This window comes from Streptomyces sp. NPDC005955 (assembly GCF_042871255.1).
In the GTDB taxonomy this organism is placed as follows: Bacteria; Actinomycetota; Actinomycetes; order Streptomycetales; family Streptomycetaceae; genus Streptomyces.
This window is the reverse complement of the sequence record NZ_JBIAIF010000003.1, coordinates 158,600-176,581: the sequence shown is the minus strand read 5'-3', so window position 1 is coordinate 176,581 and position 17,982 is coordinate 158,600. Positions and strand designations below refer to the sequence as shown.

At 70.6% G+C, this 17,982-nt stretch carries 19 protein-coding genes; 8 read left to right on the top strand and 11 right to left on the bottom strand.

The annotated features are described in order from the left end of the window. Window positions 1-2 precede the first annotated feature (2 nt). The 4 genes from ACFYOU_RS09180 to ACFYOU_RS09165 are packed head-to-tail and all read right to left on the bottom strand — an operon-like array spanning window position 3 to window position 3,408. Window positions 3-614, bottom strand: coding sequence for a thiamine pyrophosphate-binding protein (locus tag ACFYOU_RS09180; protein ID WP_391304372.1), 612 nt, complete (start codon window positions 612-614; stop codon window positions 3-5). Between the two features lie 4 nt (window positions 615-618). Further along, entirely contained in the window at window positions 619-1,722 is a 1,104-nt protein-coding gene (locus ACFYOU_RS09175) for a GNAT family N-acetyltransferase (protein WP_391304370.1), read from the bottom strand. After that, window positions 1,719-2,477 carry a YqcI/YcgG family protein gene (locus tag ACFYOU_RS09170; protein WP_391304368.1) on the bottom strand — a complete coding sequence of 253 codons (759 nt, stop codon included), beginning with the start codon at window positions 2,475-2,477 and terminating at the stop codon, window positions 1,719-1,721. The genes ACFYOU_RS09175 and ACFYOU_RS09170 overlap by 4 nt, the downstream gene beginning before the upstream one ends. After that, entirely contained in the window at window positions 2,470-3,408 is a 939-nt protein-coding gene (locus ACFYOU_RS09165) for a nucleoside-diphosphate kinase (RefSeq protein ID WP_391304366.1), read from the bottom strand. Before ACFYOU_RS09165 ends, ACFYOU_RS09170 begins: the two co-directional genes overlap by 8 nt. A gap of 926 nt (window positions 3,409-4,334) precedes the next feature. On the opposite strand from ACFYOU_RS09165, the gene ACFYOU_RS09160 reads away from it, so the two are divergent. Continuing rightward, on the top strand, window positions 4,335-5,171 hold the full coding sequence (locus ACFYOU_RS09160) for a TauD/TfdA family dioxygenase (RefSeq protein WP_391304365.1): 837 nt from the start codon (window positions 4,335-4,337) through the stop codon (window positions 5,169-5,171). A 29-nt stretch (window positions 5,172-5,200) separates the two neighbouring features. On the opposite strand, the gene ACFYOU_RS09155 is transcribed toward ACFYOU_RS09160, so the two are convergent. The 3 genes from ACFYOU_RS09155 to ACFYOU_RS09145 all read right to left on the bottom strand — a co-directional run bounded on the left by ACFYOU_RS09155 (window position 5,201) and on the right by ACFYOU_RS09145 (window position 7,710). After that, a complete protein-coding gene (locus ACFYOU_RS09155) occupies window positions 5,201-5,437 on the bottom strand; it encodes a hypothetical protein (RefSeq protein ID WP_391304363.1) in 237 nt (78 codons plus the stop codon). A 156-nt stretch (window positions 5,438-5,593) separates the two neighbouring features. Continuing rightward, on the bottom strand, window positions 5,594-6,301 hold the full coding sequence (locus ACFYOU_RS09150; protein ID WP_391304361.1) for an NUDIX domain-containing protein: 708 nt from the start codon (window positions 6,299-6,301) through the stop codon (window positions 5,594-5,596). Between the two features lie 41 nt (window positions 6,302-6,342). Further along, the gene (locus ACFYOU_RS09145; protein WP_391304360.1) at window positions 6,343-7,710 is read right to left on the bottom strand and encodes a Bcr/CflA family efflux MFS transporter; all 1,368 of its coding nucleotides are present in this window, start codon (window positions 7,708-7,710) and stop codon (window positions 6,343-6,345) included. A gap of 231 nt (window positions 7,711-7,941) precedes the next feature. Between ACFYOU_RS09145 and ACFYOU_RS09140 the strand changes: the two genes are divergently transcribed. From ACFYOU_RS09140 to ACFYOU_RS09110, 7 genes are all read left to right on the top strand, one after another. After that, complete coding sequence (locus ACFYOU_RS09140) at window positions 7,942-8,943, top strand: Gfo/Idh/MocA family oxidoreductase (protein WP_391304358.1); 1,002 nt, start codon at window positions 7,942-7,944, stop codon at window positions 8,941-8,943. Between the two features lie 135 nt (window positions 8,944-9,078). Further along, on the top strand, window positions 9,079-9,543 hold the full coding sequence (locus ACFYOU_RS09135; protein WP_391304356.1) for a lamin tail domain-containing protein: 465 nt from the start codon (window positions 9,079-9,081) through the stop codon (window positions 9,541-9,543). A 289-nt stretch (window positions 9,544-9,832) separates the two neighbouring features. Next, the gene (locus ACFYOU_RS09130) at window positions 9,833-10,447 is read left to right on the top strand and encodes a DoxX family membrane protein (RefSeq protein WP_391304354.1); all 615 of its coding nucleotides are present in this window, start codon (window positions 9,833-9,835) and stop codon (window positions 10,445-10,447) included. A 117-nt stretch (window positions 10,448-10,564) separates the two neighbouring features. Further along, window positions 10,565-10,762 carry a hypothetical protein gene (locus tag ACFYOU_RS09125; RefSeq protein ID WP_391304352.1) on the top strand — a complete coding sequence of 66 codons (198 nt, stop codon included), beginning with the start codon at window positions 10,565-10,567 and terminating at the stop codon, window positions 10,760-10,762. 57 nt (window positions 10,763-10,819) lie between these two features. Next, complete coding sequence (locus tag ACFYOU_RS09120; RefSeq protein WP_389769647.1) at window positions 10,820-11,278, top strand: protein-tyrosine phosphatase family protein; 459 nt, start codon at window positions 10,820-10,822, stop codon at window positions 11,276-11,278. A gap of 46 nt (window positions 11,279-11,324) precedes the next feature. Then, entirely contained in the window at window positions 11,325-12,107 is a 783-nt protein-coding gene (locus ACFYOU_RS09115) for a metallophosphoesterase (protein WP_391304350.1), read from the top strand. Window positions 12,108-12,284: 177 nt separating this feature from the next. Continuing rightward, the gene (locus tag ACFYOU_RS09110) at window positions 12,285-13,106 is read left to right on the top strand and encodes a hypothetical protein (RefSeq protein ID WP_391304348.1); all 822 of its coding nucleotides are present in this window, start codon (window positions 12,285-12,287) and stop codon (window positions 13,104-13,106) included. Between the two features lie 25 nt (window positions 13,107-13,131). Here ACFYOU_RS09110 and ACFYOU_RS09105 read toward each other — a convergent pair whose 3' ends face one another. The 4 genes from ACFYOU_RS09105 to ACFYOU_RS09090 form a co-directional block, all read right to left on the bottom strand. Then, on the bottom strand, window positions 13,132-13,479 hold the full coding sequence (locus ACFYOU_RS09105; protein ID WP_391304346.1) for a hypothetical protein: 348 nt from the start codon (window positions 13,477-13,479) through the stop codon (window positions 13,132-13,134). A 94-nt stretch (window positions 13,480-13,573) separates the two neighbouring features. Further along, window positions 13,574-16,225, bottom strand: a complete 2,652-nt coding sequence (gene rph, locus ACFYOU_RS09100; protein WP_391304345.1) for a rifamycin-inactivating phosphotransferase — start codon at window positions 16,223-16,225, stop codon at window positions 13,574-13,576. 204 nt (window positions 16,226-16,429) lie between these two features. Next, complete coding sequence (locus tag ACFYOU_RS09095; RefSeq protein ID WP_389769691.1) at window positions 16,430-17,068, bottom strand: HAD family hydrolase; 639 nt, start codon at window positions 17,066-17,068, stop codon at window positions 16,430-16,432. A 207-nt stretch (window positions 17,069-17,275) separates the two neighbouring features. Further along, a complete protein-coding gene (locus tag ACFYOU_RS09090) occupies window positions 17,276-17,959 on the bottom strand; it encodes a GNAT family N-acetyltransferase (RefSeq protein ID WP_391304343.1) in 684 nt (227 codons plus the stop codon). Window positions 17,960-17,982: the final 23 nt, after the last annotated feature.

Below are 17,982 nucleotides of genomic sequence, written 5' to 3'. Positions count from 1 at the left end.
CGTCACTCCCCTTCGGGCGCACACAGCACCGCGACGGGGCTGCTGACGCGTACCGCTTCTCGTAGTGCCGCGCGCAGTTGTTCCGCCGTGTCCGCGGGATCGTCGAACCGGCTGAGCAAGGCCGGAACGCCAAGCGCTTGGAGCACGGCCGGAGCGGGCTGACCGATCACGTTGTGGTGCGGAACGTCGCGGCCGTCGTGTCCGGCCCAGGAAACCAGCAGCACGACTGGAATCCGATAGACCAGTGCGAGGCTGGTCAACGCGTCGAGACAGGTCCCGAGCCCCGCACTCTTCATGAACACCAGAGGTGTCGCCCCCGCGAGGTACGCTCCCACCGCAAGGCCGATGCAGTTGTCCTCTCGGGTTCCGGGAAGGAAGCACTCTCCGGCGCGCTCGTCTGCTGCCAGGGCTTTCAGGAATCCGGCCAGATGAGAGTCCGGCACGCCTGTGACGAAGTCGAATCCCGCTTCGAATACCTCGTTGATCAGTGCGGTGTGCTCAACTGCCTGTGGTTCGACACTTAAGTCCAAGACGGCGTCTCCAGTCGGCCAGTCATTGCTTCGGTCATCCGGCAGCGGTCTTCCCGTCGGGTGTTGGCGTTCCATCTGGCTCATCGCTCTAGGCGACGGGCTCCCACCAACGAGCGACGTCTCCGCGAAGGTCAGTGACCCACATGTCGCGTGGCGTGGTGTGGCACCCCCGCCACTTCTTGCTCTTCTCGTAGCCCAGGCCGTAGTCGATCGTCCTGACCTCTTCGGTCTGCGCGACGCGGACCGGGGAGTAGAACATGGCGTCGAAGTACGTCCTGCGTGACGCCGGATTCTCGTAGTCGAACCCGCACCAGAACACGTGCCACTGGTCGCCGTACGATATGAAGAGGCTGAAGCCAACCACGTCGCCGCCGGTCGTGGTGGAGTGGAACAGTCGGAGGCGTTCCGAGGGGAACAGCGTGGCCAACCGCTCCAACCTGGACCGTTCCACTGCCAGACTGCTGTACCCCCCGTACTTGGCGACGAGATTCATCCGCAGCCGCACTTCGGTGTCCCCTAGTCCGGTTGCGTCGACGAGCGTGGTGCGAACTCCCGCGCGCAACAGGTCACGCAGGTCCCAACGGACTTTCTGACGACCGCTCTTCGACAGTCGGGCCAGGTAGTCGTCGAAACTTCCGGTGGGAACGTCGAGGACGGACCGCACCGTGCCGCTGCGGCGGTGCCAGCCTTGTTCGGCGTCCAGTGCCGCAGCCAGTGCGGGACCGGCGGCGTAGAGCACGGCCGTACAGACCGCGCCCGACTGTCGCGCCCACCGGTTGACCTCGGCGAGGAGGTCGCGAACCGCTTCTTCCACGCGTGCTTCCCGGGTGACCACCTCGCATTCGTAGCCGGGCTGCACGATCGCGAGGAAGGGGAAGAGAGCAGCCCGTTCCGGCACCCGGGTGGAGGGTCTTTCCTGATCCGGGAACACGGGTGGGTATCGCCACAGCAGATCGTGGATGTTGAACGACTCGTAACAGTCAGCGTCCTCGATGAGGTAGCCGGTGGTTGCAGCGATGGTGCGGCCGCCCCGGAGGAGCCGAAAGTAGTAGGCACGACCGGGCGGCCGGTCACCCATCATCCTCAACCACGCGGGCGAGGTGAGGAATGTGCCCTCTGGCCACTGGTCCGGAAGTTCCTCGTCGACGACGAGAACCGGAGCGCCGGTGGGGGCCGACCTCGAACGCTTCACCGTTTCTCCCATTGGACAGGGCACTTTCCACTCAACGGCTTGCCGTCGACCTCAGGAAAGTACTGCTTCCACTTCTCCAGAGTAGAGCCTTGGCCGTCCCCAGCGTCCTCGAGCACGGGCACGCTCTCGTACTCTGCAAGGCTCTGGCGTATCCGCTTCTTCGCCGCGCGCCCAGCCGCCGTGGACCCGCTGATCGAATCGAACACTCTTCTGCACTGCACACCGATCACCAGACATTCACCGAGTACGCGACTGCGACGCGGACCGTAGGCGGGGCAGGTGCCGAAGGTGAAGAGCGGTTCTCCCGCGAAGGTGAATTCCCAATTCGGGTCCTCTGGATCACCCAGTGTGCCCACGGGCCACGAAATCTGATCGTGTTCGTGCACGGTGGATAGCATGCGCCAGAAAAGGTCTCGGTACCAGGCGAAATCAGCGTCCACCGAGGGAGGTCCTGCCAAGATGAGGAGGGAAAGGCGCTCGTCCGGCGAGGCGAGTTGCATCTCGATGAACACCCGTAAAGCACGCGCGGTGGCCTGCGCCTCACTCGCGAAGTCCTGATGCAGGTCCCAGTAGGTGTAGTGGTTGGTGCCCCTGTTCTCACCGATGGACCCGAAGTGGCAAGGGTACGGAGAGGGGTGAGCACCGAGGAGGGTACCGCGTACCCGTTGCCGCTCCTCCTGGGCCCATCGTGGGGTGTGGCGTGGGGCTGCCCGTTCTCCTCCGACCCAGAGCCGTGTCGTCGCCGCCTCAGCCATGGGCTGCCGGCTCTATGGCGGAGCGTGTGGCCATCCGCGATTCCTCGGTGTGGATGAGGGGAGGGAAGTACTGGGAGGTCGTGAGTACGGCACGGGCCCAGGGATCGACTCTGACACCGTGGCCCTCCAGGCTCCGCCACAGCCTGCCCGTGTCCAGTGCCGGTTCGTCAGGCGTGAAGGAAGCGGTGAGCGTCCGTCGCAGCAGGAGATCGGCGGCACCGTCCAAGCTCTCAGCCATCTGGGTTACGAATTCGTTGCTCAGCGGGGCCCCGTCGAGTGCGGCCAGGGTCCGGGCCACGGGAATCGTCTCTGCCGGAGGCAAGAGCTCCCACAGATGTGCCACGAGGCTGCGCCGAAGCTGGTCGCGTACTTGGAAGAAGCCACGGCTCTCGCCGCTGCCGGGCGGATTGTCAAGAAGACTGGCGAGCTCACGTGCCCCAGGAGTGCCCAGACGAGCAGGAGAATCGGGCAGTTCACTGGGCCCGAGGTTGTTCCAGTCTCTGACAAAGAAGGTCTTCCAGTCGAGTTCCGCCTCTTCGGGGCTGTCCGAGATGTGCAGAAGCCCCAGAATCGTGTTGACCGCGCCGAATCGGAGCCGGAGGGATGTGCGGGCCGCCTTCTCCAGCGGGCCGGAACCCTTGAGCTCGGTGAAGCGCTGATGTATCCCGGACGATCCCCGCAGAACGAGCGCCAGCGAGGGGCCGAGACTGTAGAGCGCGTCTATGGCACGGTACCGGTACGTGCCGAAATACACTCGCCTCCGAGCGAGATCATCGTAAATTACATCCAGCAGCAGGCTGCCGGGCTGAACGACACGAGCCGCGACTTCTTCACAGTCGGACATGAGCAATTCGTCCACGATGCGGCACCCTACGCCGCGGATGAAAGAATCCGGGCTCACCACTACCACTACGCTACGGGACCAATCCATGGCCCTTCACATCCTTTCACACATGCGTGCTACTCGCGATAGTGCGCGTTGTACTGACTGATGCGACTGCCGAAATCGCACTCCGCACCGAGCAAGGGGCGACGTTTCGAAATCACGACACTCCACATCGAGCAGAGACGCGAGGGCGGTCGTCGCATTGAGGGCGAAACCCTGAGCCCACCTTTTGGGGGGGGCAATGTTTCGTTTCGCATTACCGGCACCCTTCTCGCGTCACACAAGGAACGGATGGGCGCCGAAATAAAGCTAAGCAGCTGAATCCGATCGGTCAACGGGATTGATAACGGACCGGAGGGAGTCAAGCCAGAAAATTCAGGGATGACCCATGTGAAATTTGTTACAAATTGTCTAGATTATGACTGTAGATCCACTAGAGGGCCAGTGGTGATATGGCGTGATCATTGCGATTTTTCGTCGAGACCGAAGGGCCTTAGCCGCTGACAGTTGACGGCTGAATATTTACGCTTGCGACTTTCTGGATCGACCCCGTCGACCCGTTCCAGGTCAAGAGAACTCGGCAAATCGATGAACCTGCGAAGCACTTTGGCTGGAATTCGTTCCATCACCTGGTTGTCTCACGTGGATTGGCGGGGGATGATCTCGTAACGACTTCGCTCGAAATGCGGAAGCTGCCACGGATCCGTCGGACACGCGGTCGACATTTCCATGATCGTGACGACGCGGGTCTCGCCACGACGGGTTGCCGTGCCGACCGCGGGCAAGCGGCGAACGGAAAGAACGGCAACCGCCCTCGCCAGCGCGGCAGGTCTGTCGACGCGCCTCTGCGCACGACCTCCGGGGATGACACACCGCGCTAGTCACGCCTTTGACCCCGAGGTCCACCGTGACGCGAACGCGAAGCTCGCGTCACCGATGATGAGTTCGCCACTTCGCAAGGAGGAACGAGCATGGCCAGCAGTACTGACCTCGTCTTCGACGCAAGTGTGGCCGTGAGGATCAGCCAGAACGACATTCCCGCCACCGTCACCTCGGCGCTCCAGCAGGCCGCCTATCGCGAACTGGAGCACGGTCGCGGATACCTCGTCATTCAAACCCCTCCCGCTCCGCCCTTGGCCGAAGCCAAGGCGCTGCTGATCGCCGTCTCCCGCATGCTCGGCAAGGTGATGCCGCAGGACTTCGAGGGGGAGCAGGTCCGCGAGGTCCGGGATCGTGGCGCCGACATCACCAGCAGCCGGTCCGCTCGCTACTCCGACACCCGGTTCGGTGGCCATCTACATACCGACGGAATGCACCGACCTGGTCACATACCGGACTATTTCACCCTGCTTTGCCAGCGTGCTGCGTTGGCCGGTGGCGAGTCAGTGTTCGTGCGCGTAGAAGACATCGTCAAACGACTACGGCCGAGTCCCGGGGTGTTGGCCGTCCTGTCGCAGGAGTTCCATTTCGACTCACGTGACACCAGTGGCGTCGGACCCCGCACGGTCCTACGACCGGTGCTGGAGGACACATCCACGGGCACACGCATCAACTACCTACGGCAGTACATCGACAGCGCCCACTCGGCGCAGGATGTGCCTGACCTGAGCTCCGAGCAAACTGCCGCCTTGGATGCGGTGGACGAGGTGCTGGCTGACACGTCGCTCCACCGGTTCGCACGGCTCGCAGACGGCCAACTCATGATCATCAACAATCGCAGGCTTGTCCACGGTCGCACCGAGTTCACCGACAGCGACGACCCGGAGAAACGTCGTCTGCTACTCCGCACCTGGATCGATGCACGCTGAGCCGCCGGTGGTGAACCGGCGGTGGTGCATCACTTCGCAGGGGGCCTTCGGGGCGGCTTCCCGGTCGGGGGAAGGTACGCCTTCGCCCGTTCGTGCGCGAACGGTCCGCCGCCGGGCGCTTCCGGCTGACCGGGAGGTCTCGGGAGGGGGGCGCTGTAGTGGTGGGTCGTGATCCGCGCCTCGTGCTGTGCGTTCAGCCGATGGATCAGGAGCATCCCGACGCCGATCAGGGCGACCACCACCGCGATGAGGATGACGGTCTCCATTCTGGTCACCTCCAGGCCAGGCAGGCCACCCGCCCGCAGCCGGTGCGGGCGCCGACCCCGACCTTCCCACTGTACGCCCGCACCCCGCGCCCACCCGGTGGCCCGCCATCCGGTACAGCCGGCCATCGGGTGTGTCCGGCAACGGGGCAGCGGCCGCTACCAGGTGCAGTCGGCGCGGAGGTCGTGGATGCCGTCGGCGAGTTCCGCCGGGCGGGCGGGCCAGTGCGTGGCGTGCCAGTGCGCGATGCGCCAGCCCAGGCGTTTGGGCCAGAGCGCGGTGGTGGGCAGTTCGTCCAGCGGGATCCAGGTCGGTGTACCGCCGTGGTTGTCCAGTTCCTCGCGGGGGCCGATCCGCCCCTCGGCGTCCAGCAGGAAGTAGTGCTCGCGGCGGCCGTCCTTCCAGACCCGTGCGACCTCCCGGCGCACGCGTACCGTCAGACCGGTCTCCTCCCGCAGTTCGCGGACCACCGCGGCGGGCGGTTCCTCGCCGTCCTCGACCCCGCCGCCGGGTATCTCGTAGTACGGCTCCCCGTCCTCCTCGAAGCCGATGAGCAGCATCCGCCCGTCCCGGATCACGATCCCGCCGGCCCGGACCCGTACCGGTGGGCCGGCGGTCGGGTCGTCCCAGGGCACCGTCCCGGGTGGCGTGGCCCCCGTCGCCCAGTCCCGTAGCACGGCCTCGGCGGTGCCGAGGGGCCGGATGCGGGCGTGCAGCGCCTCGGCCAGGGGCAGGACGCGGGGCGTGCCGTCGGGCGTCCGCCCCCGGCGGGGGAAGGAGTACGTCGCGTCCTCGTCGTCGTGCCGGACCAGGACCAGGCCGGTGCCGTCCAGTTGCACGTGCGCGCTCGGGGGTTCGTCGGTCATCCGCTGAGACTAACGGCGGTCCGTCGGGGGACGCCGCCCCGTCAGACCGGCTGGTCGGACGCCTTGCCGCGGGTTCGGGCGAGGGTCAGGAACGCCGCCGCCGCGGCCAGGCCGGCGACGAGCTGGACGAGCGCCATCGGGACGGCGGTGTGCTCACCGGCGATGCCCACGAGCGGGGACGCGATCGCGCCGATCAGGAAGGACGAGGTCCCGAGCAGGGCGGAGGCGGAGCCGGCGGCGTGGCCCGCGCGCTGGAGGGCGAGCGTGTTGGTGTTGGGCATGACCAGGCCCATCGCCGACATCAGCACGAACAGCGCGGCGGCCACCGGCACGAGTCCCGTCTCGCCGAAGGCACCGGAGGTGATCAACAGCAGCGCCACCGCGGCCAGCACGATCACCGCGAGCCCGAGGCCGAGGACCCGGTCGAGGCTGACGCGGCCCACCAGGAGCCGCCCGTTGACCTGGCCGATGATCACCAGGCCGATGGAGTTGAGCCCGAACAGCATCGCGAAGGTGTTCGGGGACGCCCCGTAGATCTCCTGGATGACGAACGGCGAGGCCGACACGTAGGCGAACAGCGCCGCGAAGCTGAAGCCGCCCGCGAGGGTGTACCCGGTGAACGGGGCGTCGCCGAGCAGCCCGCGCATGGTGCGCAGCGCGGCGAGGACCCCGCCCGCGTGGCGCCGTTCGGGTTCCAGGGTCTCGGGCAGTCGGAACCGGACGAGCAGGGTGAGCAGCACCCCGACGAGGGCGAGCACCCAGAAGACGCCCCGCCAGTCGGTGAACCGGAGGACCTGGGCGCCGATCACCGGGCCGATGATCGGCGCGACCCCCGAGATCAGCATGAGCGTGGAGAAGAAGCGGGCCATCGCCACGCCCTCGTAGAGGTCCCGGACGACCGCGCGGGCGATGACGATGCCCGCGGCGCCCGCGAGGCCCTGCACGAGCCGGAAGCCGATGAGGAGTTCGACGGTCGGCGCGACCGCGCAGGCGACGGTCGCCAGGACGTAGAGCAGCATGCCGATCATCAGCGGACGGCGGCGGCCCCACTTGTCGCTCATCGGTCCGACGACGAGTTGGCCGAGCGCCATGCCGGCGAGGCAGGCGGTGAGCGTGAGTTGCACGGTGGCGGCGGAGGCGCCGAGCACCCCGGTGACCTCCGGCAGGGCCGGCAGGTACATGTCCATGGACAGCGGCGGCAGGGCGGTGAGGCCGCCGAGCACCAGGATCACCAGGAACGCGGTGCGGCGCCCGGCGCCGGGCGGGGCGGGCGGGGGCACCACGACCGGTGGGACGACCTGGGGTGCGGTGGCCGCGGTCACGGCGGCCCGCTCCTCGCTCCCCCGCGCACCGGTGCCTATGTGGTCCGGTCCGGTTTCCCCGTCGGGTACGGCGCCGCGCTCGGGCATGTGTCCCTCCCCTGTCCGTGGCACCGTTTCCCGGCCGCCCATGGAGTTCGTCGATTCCGTTCTCTATGCTCGCAGTCCGGATCGGATGGTTGAGACCATTTATCCCCGTCCGCCCCGTCTCCGTGCCTGCCGTGCGTCCGTGCCGGGCTGCGCCGGGCGGTTCGCGCTCGGGGTCGCCGGTCCGACAGGGCGGGGCGTGGTGGTGCGCCACGCACGGACGGAAGGGGTCGCATGGCCGAGGAACGGGTGCGATGGGGAATCCTGGCGACGGGCGGGATAGCCGCGTCGTTCACGGCGGACCTGCTGGACATGCCGGACGCGGAGGTCGTCGCGGTGGCCTCGCGCACCGAGGCGGGGGCGCGGGCGTTCGCCGAACGGTTCGGGATACCGCGCGCGTACGGCGACTGGTCCTCGCTCGCGGCGGACGAGGACGTGGACGTGGTGTACGTGGCCACCCCGCACTCCGCGCACCGCACGGCCGCCGGGCTCTGTCTGGAGGCGGGCCGCTCGGTGCTGTGCGAGAAGGCGTTCACGCTGAACACGGCCGAGGCGGCGGAGTTGGTGGCCCTGGCCCGGGCCCGCGGCCTGTTCCTGATGGAGGCCATGTGGATGTACTGCAATCCGCTGGTGCGCCGGCTCAAGGCCCTGGTCGACGACGGGGCGATCGGTGAGGTCCGGGCGGTGCACGCGGACTTCGGCATCGACGGTTCGTTCCCGGCGACGCACCGGCTGCGCGACCCCCGACAGGGCGGCGGCGCGCTGCTGGACCTCGGGGTCTACCCGGTGTCGTTCGCGCACCTGATCCTCGGGGAGCCGTCCGGGGTGACGGCACGGGCGACGCTGTCGCCGGAGGGCGTGGACCTCCAGACGGGCATGGTCCTGTCGTACGACAGCGGTGCGCTGGCGGTGCTGCACTGCGCGGTGAACGCCCACACGCCGGTCATCGCCTCGATCACCGGCAGCAAGGGCCGGGTGGAGGTCCCCGCCGGGTTCTTCTACCCGGACCGGTTCGTGCTCCACCGCGACGGCCGTGAGCCCGAGACGTTCACCGCCGCCACGGAGGACGGGCCCCGGGACACGCTGCGGCACGAGGCCGCCGAGGTGATGCGGTGCCTGCGGGAGAAGGCCACCGAATCGCCGCTCGTTCCGCTCGACGGTTCGCTCGCCGTGATGCGGACGTTGGACGCGGTGCGCGACCGGATCGGGGTCCGTTACCCCGGCGAGCGCCGCTGAGCGGTCGAGCGGCGGCCCCTCACGGGATCTACACAAGCGGAATGAGCACTTCCGTGCGGTACCGCCCAGTAGCCCTCATATGCTCAACATCCCTTCATAAGCCTGTTCATCACATCTTCACAACCGGGGTTCGTGTTGCGTATTCGCTCTGTCATACCCGTCGTCGCTGCCCTCGCCCTCGCGGCTCCGCTGCTCGCCGCCACGCCGGCCGCCGCGGCTCCCCACCAGGGAGGGCTGCACCTGGGCACCATCCAGTACGACAGCCCGGGTTCGGACCGGCCCACGACGAGGTCCAAGCTGAACGCCGAGTGGGTGAACATCCACAACAGCTCGCGCTCGGCGATCCAGCTCAAGGGGTACAAGCTCAAGGACGACACGGGCTACACCTACACGTTCGGCAGCTACAAGATCGGGGCCGGCAAGACCGTCAAGGTCCGCACCGGCAAGGGCACCAACGCCTCCGGCGTCCGCTACTGGGGCCGCGGCAACTACGTCTGGAACAACGACGGCGACCGGGCCCGACTGCTCAAGCCCAACGGTTCGCGGCTGGACTCCTGCTCCTGGAACCGGATCGGCAGCGGCACCGTGAGCTGCCACTGAGCCACCCCGGAGGGGGTAGGGCGATCGTTCCGGGGCGGGTCGGGGGAACTCCGTCCCCGTGCGACCGGAACCGTGCGGACTACGGGAACGACCCGTGCCGCGGGACGATCACCGCACCGTGCGAACGGCCCTCCTCCGCATCCCGCGCAGGGCGGGGACACCGGGTCCGCCCCGGAGGTCCCCGCCCTGCGCCACGTCCGGACACCCGAACGCTGCCGCGGGCTGCGGAGCGGCCCCGGAGGTGCCACCGTGGGGAGACGGAGGTCAGGCACCCCTGAGGAGGAAGGCCATGTCCGGCTGTTTCCACGTACACCGCCGTGACCTGGGGCTGCTGCTGCTCCGGCTCGGCGTCGGCGGCGCACTCGCGGCCCACGGCACCCAGAAGTTGTTCGGCTGGTTCGGCGGCCACGGCATCGAGGGCACCGGCAACGCCATGGAGTCCATGGGGTACGCACCGGGCAAACCCAGTGCGATCGCCTCCGGGCTCGCCGAAGCCGGCGGCGGCACGCTGCTGGCGGTGGGGCTGGCGACGCCGTTCGCGGGCGCGGCGGCGGCCGGCGGCATGGCGGGCGCCGCCGCCGTGCACGCGCCCCACGGGTTCTTCGCGGCCGACGGCGGCTTCGAACTCCCGGTCACCTTCGGGCTGGTGGGCGCGGCGCTCGCCCTCACCGGTGCCGGACGCTACTCGCTCGACCACGCGACCTACCACGTCCTCGACCGCGACTGGATGGTCCCGTTGGCGTTGGCGGCGACCGCGACGGCGGCGGTGTGCGTGGTGGGCTCCCGACAGCGTCGACTGCGCAACGGCGCCGAGGAACCCTCCGGTCCGGCCGCGGAGACTTCCGGTCCGGCCGCGGAGACTTCCGGTCCGGCCGCGGAGACTTCCGGTCCGGCCGCCGAGTGAGCCGCACGGCGCGCGCCACCCGTACGGCGTAACCGGTGTGGAGGTCACGGCGACGGGGGAACGAGGCTGACCCGTGCGGGGGCAAGCCCGCACCACCACCGTCCAGGGAGGTCCCAGGTGAACGCGAACGAACGAGACGCACCGCGCAGGCAGCCGCCCCGGGGCGCCCGGGCTCCCCGGGATTCGGAGGCCGAGGAGACGAAGGACCCGCAGCCCCCGCAGAACACCGAACGACGGGGCGACCGTCCGTCCCGGCGGGTGTTCGAGGTGGACCGCACGGGCACGGCACGGTCGGCGCCGCCCGAGGGCGGATGACCGCGGCTTTCCCGGAACCGCGCGCCCGGACCCGTACCCCGTGCGTAGGGTCGGGCCATGACCGAGACTTGGGACGAAGGCGCCCCGGGCGTGCTGCGGTTGCCCTCGGGGCGACTGGTGCGCGGGCGCGGACTGCGGAACGGCACACCGCAGGGCACGGCTCCGGAGTACGGGGTGTACCTGCTGGGGAAGCAGCCGCCCGCGACCGACTGGCCGGCGGACTGGATCCGGTGGCCCGACTTCCGGCTGCCCAAGGACCGCGGCGCGGCGCTCACCGTCCTCACCCGGGCCTGGGAGCGGTGCGCGGACGAACGCGTCGAGCTGGCCTGCGAAGGCGGCCGGGGGCGCACCGGCACCGCGCTGGCCTGCCTGGCCGTGCTCGACGGGGTCCCGCCGCAGGAGGCGGTGGCCTTCGTCCGCGCGGGCTACGACCGGCGGGCCGTGGAGACGCCCTGGCAACGGCGCTACGTACGGGACTTCCGCCCCTCGACCGCCCGGGCCGGGGGTTCGCCCTGAGCGTGCGCGCTTGCGCGGTGCGGGAGCGGCACCGCACCGTTCGAAGATGACCGTGTCCCTCGCGCACCTCAGCGATCCGCACCTCACCACCGGCCCGCTCGCCGGCGCGCCCGCCGAAGCACTGGGCCGGGCGCTCGGTCGGGTCCTCGCCCTCGATCCGCCGCCCGACGCGGTGGTCATCACCGGGGACCTGGTGGACCGGGGCGAGCCGGCCGAGTACACGGCGCTGCGCCGGCTGGTCGACGGCTTCCCGCTGCCGCTGCACCTGGTCGCCGGCAACCACGACGAACGCGGGGCGCTGCTGGCGGAGTTCGGCGGTACGCGTTTCCTGGGCGAGGGGGCCGCGAGCCACTACGCCGTGGACCACCCGGAGTTCACCCTGGTGGCCCTCGACTCGTCGGTGCCCGGCCGCCCCGACGGCCGGCTGGGGCCGGATCAACTGGCCTGGTTGGACGGGGTCCTCGCCCGCAGACCGCACGTACCGGCGTTCGTCTGTCTGCACCATCCGCCGCTCGCGGTCGGCATCCCGTTCCTGGACGGGATGCGGTTGGCGGACGGCGAGGCCCTGGCGGACGTCCTCGCCGAACACCGCAATGTCGCGCGGGTCCTGGCGGGCCATGTGCACCGGTCCGTCACCGCGGGCTTCGCGGGCACGCTCCTGGCCCTCGCCCCCAGTACGCACCTCCAGAGCGGGCTGGCGCTGACCGGTGGGGTCCCCCACCACTTCCCGGAGCCGACGTCCTTCCTCCTGCACCGGCTCAGCGGTGCCACCTGGATCACGCACACCGTCGCGGTGAGCCACGCCGCGGGTCCGGTGGCCGGCTTCTGAGGGCTCCGGCGGGCTCGGAGCGCGCCCGGGCACGTCGAACTGCCGGAGTACGGCAGGCGAAAGCGCAGGTCACTTGCCCGTTCGACCCGTCGTTCGGGAACCCGGGCCCGGGGGAAACTGGGCCGGCGGGCCCGGCGCGGCAAGCCCGGGTTCCCGGACGGAGCGGAGGGGTGATCGATGACAGCGACGAGAGCGGGTGCGGTGGGCGGGGCGGACCGGCCGCCGAGCGGACCCGACCCCGACCGGTTCGCCCGGTCCGCGCGGTCGTCCGCCGGGCGCTCCCCCGGTCGGACGCGGCTGCTCGGTGCCCTGTTGGTCGCGGGGGGCCTCGCCGCGGCGCTGGCCTGCTACGCCGCCTTCGCCCTCTGGTTGCCCTCCGACGACGCACGGTACCGGGACTTCACGGCGGCCGAGCCGTGCCCGGGCGCCGCGGCGGCCCGGGGGTCACAGGACTGCCTGCGCACGCTCGCCCGCACGGTGACGGACACCGAGGTCACGACGCAGGGCAAGGGCAGCGTGTACGAGGCGACCCTGCGCGGCGACGGTCGCTCCGGGAGCGAGGTCGTGGCGTTCGGTGACCCGGGCCCCCTGTTGGAGCGGCTGCGGCCGGGCGACCGGGTCACCGCCACGGTCTGGCGCGGGGACGTCATCGCCCTCGACCGGGACGGTGTGCGGCAGGGCACCTCCGTCGAGCCGCGCGACGAACTCCAGATGACGGCCGCGATCGGTACCTTCGCGGGTCTCCTGGCGGCACTCGGTCTCTGGTTCGGTGCCGTGCGGCTGGCCCGCCCCGACCGCCCCGAGCCGTTCGTCTGGCGCGGGTACGGCGGGCCGCTGTTCTACACGGTGGTGGTGCTCTGTGCCGTCGTGGGGTTGCTGACCCTCTGGTGGGAGTTCCCCTGGTGGCTGGTGCCCGCCGCCGTGGTGCCCTTCGTGGCGTACACGGCCCGGGCGTTCCACCAGTACCGGCTCCGGGTGCCGGTGACGGACGCCGTCTGATCCGTGCGGCGGGTCCGTCGCCCGGCTAGGCCCAGATGTACTCCTCGGCGATCGCCCCGTCGCGCCACTTCGCGACGGTGACCATGCGACCGCCGCCCTCGAACTCGCCGATGACGCAGGTCCACTCGCCCGACCCGAAGGCGATGGGATGCGCAGCGATCTGCGGGGGCGTGCCACCCGCCGAATCGACGTAGGCCTTCATGGCGTCGATGTGCTCCTGGACCCCACGGGTCGGCGGCTGGCCCTTCCAGTCCACCAGGACGTCATCGGTGTGGTGGTGGGCGAAGACACCGTCCCAGTCGGCCCTGTTCCAGCCGTCGAAATCGAGATCGTCCATGCCCTTGAGATTGCGGCTGACCTGGTCCTCCGACATCGGAATCGCTCCGTTCCTCGCCCCGTCCGTACGATTGCGCGCTGATCGCCGGGTGCGGCGTCCCGGCGCTGCGAGCCTACGGGCGGCCGGTGCATCACGCACCCGCAGCGGAGGGCAGGAACTCGACGTGGCCGTCGGTTCCGTGCACGCGGATGCGCTGGCCGTCCCGGATCAGCCGGGTGGCGCCGTCGACGCCCACCACGGCCGGCAGGCCGTACTCCCGGGCGATCACCGCGCCGTGCGTCATCAGGCCGCCCACCTCCGTCACCAGGCCCGCGATGCCGACGAACAGCGGTGACCAGCTGGGGTCGGTGAAGGTCGTGACGAGGATGTCGCCCGCTTCGAGATCGGCCTCCGCGATGTCGAGGACGACCCGTGCCCTGCCCTCGACGGTCCCGGCGGAGACCGGCAGGCCGACCAGGGCCCCGGCCGGCACGTCCGTGCGCCGGTACGCCCCGGTGACGGCCTCGCCGTCCGAGGTGAGCACCCGGGGCGGGGTGAGCGCGGCGTACGACCGGAACTCCTCCTTGCGCCGCCGGAGCAGCCCGTCGTCCACCCGTTGGGTGCGCGCCACCTCGTGGAACTCCGGGAAGGTGAGGAAGTAGACGTCCTCCCGTTCGCTCAGCACGCCGGCGCGCACCAGGCGCCCGGCCTCCGCCAACAGGGCCCGCCGGTAGACGAGGAGGCGGCTGACGATGTCGTACTTCGGGTACTCGCGGTAGCCGATGAAGGTCCGCACCCGGTCGATCATCCGCTCGGTCTCGTCGGCCTTCCGGTCGCCGTCCGGCAGGGCCCGCAGCCGTGACAGCACGTCGAGTTCCTTCTCCCGTGCCTGCTGCCGCCCCTGTTCGAAGCGCCGGTCGGCGGCGCCCGGGTCGAAGTTCCTGACGTTGTCGAGGATCGCCGGGACGAGTGTGGCGGGCCGCTCGCACCAGCGCGGTCGCGTGAGGTCGATCTCGCCGACGCAGCGCATGCCGTACCGGTCGAGGTAGCCCGCCAGGGCCTCGCGCGCCTCCGCTCCGCCCGGCAGCTCCGCCAACCCGTCCGGTCCGTCCAGCCCCCGGGGGAAGGCGTCGTCCCCGAGGCCCCGCAGGTACTCCACCACGTCCGGGTGCGGGCGGATCACGTCCGCGACGTCGAGCAGGTCCCGTCCCAGCTCGGAGGTGATGTTGCCGGGGGCGGACAGGGTGAGCGTGTCCGCCGCGTTCTTCTCGCCCAACCATTCCTGCAAGCGGTCGTTGAGCCACCAGGTGGCCTCCATCCCCGCCGTGATCACCTGAAGGCTCAGCGGATCGGCGAGCACCCGTTTGTGCTCCTCGAACGCCTCCAGCAGGAAGGCGAACAGCGCGGGTCCGCTCTTCGTCCGGACCTCGCGTTCCAGGGCCGCGACGGAGGCCCGGCTACGGGCGACCAGTTCGGTGACGACGGCCGGGTCCGTGGCGAGCGGGGCGGGCGGAGCGCCGTTCGCGGCGGGCGGCCCGCTCGGGTCCGGGTCCGGGAGCAGGGGGAGGAAGCCGTCGCGGTCCAGGACGGTCTCCAGCGCGTCCCTGACCAGCGGGTCGCCCCTGCCGATGAGGTCCAGGAGGCCGGCCCGGCTGGTGGGCGAGGCGAGCCGCGCGGTGGCGTCGACGAACAGCCGCCCGCCGGCCTCCCGCATCGGCACCATGGCCGTCAGCTGCCACACGGACAGGCCCAGGGGCTTCATGGGGTCGGTCATCATCTGCTGATGGCCGACCGAGACGTAGACCCGGTTCTCCGGCTCGCCGGCCTCGGCGACGGGTACGGGGAACAGGGTGGTGATCGGCCGGCTCTGGACGATCCGGAAACCGTCCTCGACCAGGCACCACTCGATGTCCTGCGGGCACCCGAAGTGCGCCTCGATCCGCCGCCCGAGCCGTACGAGGCGTAGGACCTGCGCATCGGTCAGCGCCGGCTGCCGTTGCTGCTGCGGGTCGACCGCCACCTCCCGGGTGCCGCCGGTGGGCAGGGCGTGGACGGCCCGCTGTTTGGCGGCGATGGTCCTGGCGACGACCTCGCCGTCCCGCACGGCGAAGACGTCCGGGTTGACCAGGCCGGAGACCAACGCCTCGCCGAGGCCGAAGCCGGCGTCGACGGTGGCGAGCTTCCGGTCGCCGGTGACGGGGTCGGCCGTGAACAGGATCCCGGACGCGTCCGGGAACACCATCCGCTGCACGACCACCGCCATGTGGACCGTGCGGTGGTCGATGCCGTTGCGCTGCCGGTAGACCACGGCCCGTTCGGTGAACAGCGAGGCCCAGCAGCGGCTGAGGTGACGGAGCACCGCGTCCGGGCCCCGCACGTTCAGGTACGTGTCCTGCTGCCCGGCGAAGGAGGCCGTCGGCAGGTCCTCCGCCGTCGCGCTGGACCGTACGGCACGGGCGGCGGCCGGGTCGCCGTGCCGGGAGAGCGCGCCGGTGACCGCCCGCGCGACCTCGTCCGGGACGGGGGTCCCTTCGACGGCCCGGCGGATCTGTGCGCTGAGCGTGCGGACCGCCTCCCGGTCGTCCGGGTCCACCCGCGACAACCGGTCGAGCCGGTCGCCGATCGACGGGACGTCCGCCATCACCCGTCGGAAGGCGTCCGTCGTCACGCAGAAGCCGTCCGGCACCCGGATGCCGTCGATCCGCGACAGGCCGCCCAGGTGCGCGCCCTTGCCGCCGACGCGCTGGGCAGCGGACAGCGTCCCGTCGACCTCGTGAAGATCGAGTACGTACGTCTCCGTCATCGCGACCGGTGCCTCCCCGTCCGTCGCACCACCTGGTGGTGGCGTCGGTCGACGATCCTCCGCCGAGACCGGGGCCTTGTGGCAAGCCCCCCGGTGCGCTATATGTTGAACACGGCAAGGAGAGCGCTCTCCTTGCCTTTGTTGTTGTCGGTTCGGGGTCAGCGGGGCCTGGTGGCCGGCCCCGCCCCGGCCGCGTGCTGCTGGCTAGTCGCCGACCAGGGCGCCGAGTTGCATCAGGCTGTCGATCTGCCAGTCGGCGGCGGCGATCACGTCGGGGTCGTCGGACCAGAGGTGTCCCCAGGGTCCGCGCCGCAGGTGCGCGACCCGCAACCCGGCGGCCTTGGCGGGGAACACGTCGTCGCCCGGGTGGTCACCGACGTAGAGGGTGCTCGCGCCGGGCGTCCCGGCGAGGGCGAGCGCCCGTTCGAAGAACTCGCCCTTCGGTTTGGCGACGCCCCACTCGGCGGTGTCCGCCACGAGGTTGACGGGCAGGTCGAGCCCGCGCAGCAGTTCGGCGCACCGGACGCTGGCCGTGCCCGCGACGATGATCCGTACGCCGCGTTCCCGTAGCGCGCCCAGCGCGGGCCGCACGTCGGGGTACAGGTCCCGTTCGTCCAGGTACTCGCCGCGGCCGGCGGCCTCCCGGGCGCGGGCCGCGGATTCCACGTCCATGTCGGGGTTGATCACTCGGAGCGCGTCGTCGGCGGCCCGCCCCTGTGCGACCACCGCGCCCACCAGCGCCGACACGGTGTGCCGGGGAACCTGGAGCCAGTCGGCCCACCCGTCCCAGTACCGGCCCCGGCGCAGCAGGGTCTCGTCCACGTCCAGCAGGATGGTTTCGATCACCACCGGAACATAGGCCCCACCGGTTCCCGCGCCCCGCGGGCCGTGCCGGGGCGCGCGGGAATTCAACTCGGACCACGTACGTGCGCGACCCCGAACGGCACAGGCCCCGGGGTGCGGCTCCCGGGTCGTCCGGGAGCCGGCGGCGCAGGTGTTCCGCGGCGGGTGCGCCGTGCGCAACGGTGGATCGGGGGGCGTTGGCCGGTCCTACTCCTCGGGGGGAACCACCGGCCGCCGGGCGATCAGGACGTCGGCTTCGTGGCGCCAGCCGAGGGAGGTGTAGAGGCGCTGGCCTTCCTCGCTGGCGATGAGAAGGCCGGTACGGGCGCCCCGGGCCACGGCGGCCTCGACCAGAGCGCCCATCACGGCGCGGCCCAGGCCGCGTCGGCGGTGCGCCGGGTCCGTCTCGATGCGATCGACGATCGCATCGGCGCCGACCACGGCGACGGTGCCGCGCGCCGCCACCTCTTCGGAGGGGCCGTGGAGGGAGACGACCGTGACCGGCCCCTCGGTGCGGACCTCGCGTGCGTAGGGGGCGGCGGGCGGGTGCTGGGCGTGCTCGGTCAGGTCGGTCGTCATGAGCCACTCGGACCGGTGGACCAACTCCAGTCCGGCGGCGCCGACGACGGCGGCGACGGCGTCCGGGCGCCGGGTGGGCACCGTGAGCCACGTGGGCTGCTGCGCGGCGGCGACGGAGGCCGCCAGCCGCGCCAAGGACTCGGGTGCCTCGTCCGCGCGCAGCGCGAACACCTCGACCTCGCGGCCGGGTTGCTCGCACCTGGACCGCAGGCCGTCCCCAGCGGACTCGACCGGCTCGGGCGCGGGCAGGGAGCGGGCCACGCTCCAGCCGTTCACCCAGCGTCGCATCAGCTCTGGTTCGATCTTCGCCATCCGGCCATCAGAACACGACCCCG

What these genes read in the sequence shown, in the direction of transcription:
- ACFYOU_RS09180 (WP_391304372.1), bottom strand. Translation starts at nt 614, where the DNA reads ATGAGCCAGATGGAACGCCAACACCCGACGGGAAGACCGCTGCCGGAT.
- ACFYOU_RS09165 (WP_391304366.1), bottom strand. Translation starts at nt 3,408, where the DNA reads ATGGATTGGTCCCGTAGCGTAGTGGTAGTGGTGAGCCCGGATTCTTTC.
- ACFYOU_RS09155 (WP_391304363.1), bottom strand. Translation starts at nt 5,437, where the DNA reads ATGGAGACCGTCATCCTCATCGCGGTGGTGGTCGCCCTGATCGGCGTC.
- ACFYOU_RS09130 (WP_391304354.1), top strand. Translation starts at nt 9,833, where the DNA reads ATGTCCGGCTGTTTCCACGTACACCGCCGTGACCTGGGGCTGCTGCTG.
- rph (WP_391304345.1), bottom strand. Translation starts at nt 16,225, where the DNA reads ATGACGGAGACGTACGTACTCGATCTTCACGAGGTCGACGGGACGCTG.
- ACFYOU_RS09160 (WP_391304365.1), top strand. Translation starts at nt 4,335, where the DNA reads ATGGCCAGCAGTACTGACCTCGTCTTCGACGCAAGTGTGGCCGTGAGG.
- ACFYOU_RS09105 (WP_391304346.1), bottom strand. Translation starts at nt 13,479, where the DNA reads ATGTCGGAGGACCAGGTCAGCCGCAATCTCAAGGGCATGGACGATCTC.
- ACFYOU_RS09170 (WP_391304368.1), bottom strand. Translation starts at nt 2,477, where the DNA reads ATGGCTGAGGCGGCGACGACACGGCTCTGGGTCGGAGGAGAACGGGCA.
- ACFYOU_RS09150 (WP_391304361.1), bottom strand. Translation starts at nt 6,301, where the DNA reads ATGACCGACGAACCCCCGAGCGCGCACGTGCAACTGGACGGCACCGGC.
- ACFYOU_RS09110 (WP_391304348.1), top strand. Translation starts at nt 12,285, where the DNA reads ATGACAGCGACGAGAGCGGGTGCGGTGGGCGGGGCGGACCGGCCGCCG.
- ACFYOU_RS09145 (WP_391304360.1), bottom strand. Translation starts at nt 7,710, where the DNA reads ATGCCCGAGCGCGGCGCCGTACCCGACGGGGAAACCGGACCGGACCAC.
- ACFYOU_RS09090 (WP_391304343.1), bottom strand. Translation starts at nt 17,959, where the DNA reads ATGGCGAAGATCGAACCAGAGCTGATGCGACGCTGGGTGAACGGCTGG.
- ACFYOU_RS09140 (WP_391304358.1), top strand. Translation starts at nt 7,942, where the DNA reads ATGGCCGAGGAACGGGTGCGATGGGGAATCCTGGCGACGGGCGGGATA.
- ACFYOU_RS09120 (WP_389769647.1), top strand. Translation starts at nt 10,820, where the DNA reads ATGACCGAGACTTGGGACGAAGGCGCCCCGGGCGTGCTGCGGTTGCCC.
- ACFYOU_RS09115 (WP_391304350.1), top strand. Translation starts at nt 11,325, where the DNA reads ATGACCGTGTCCCTCGCGCACCTCAGCGATCCGCACCTCACCACCGGC.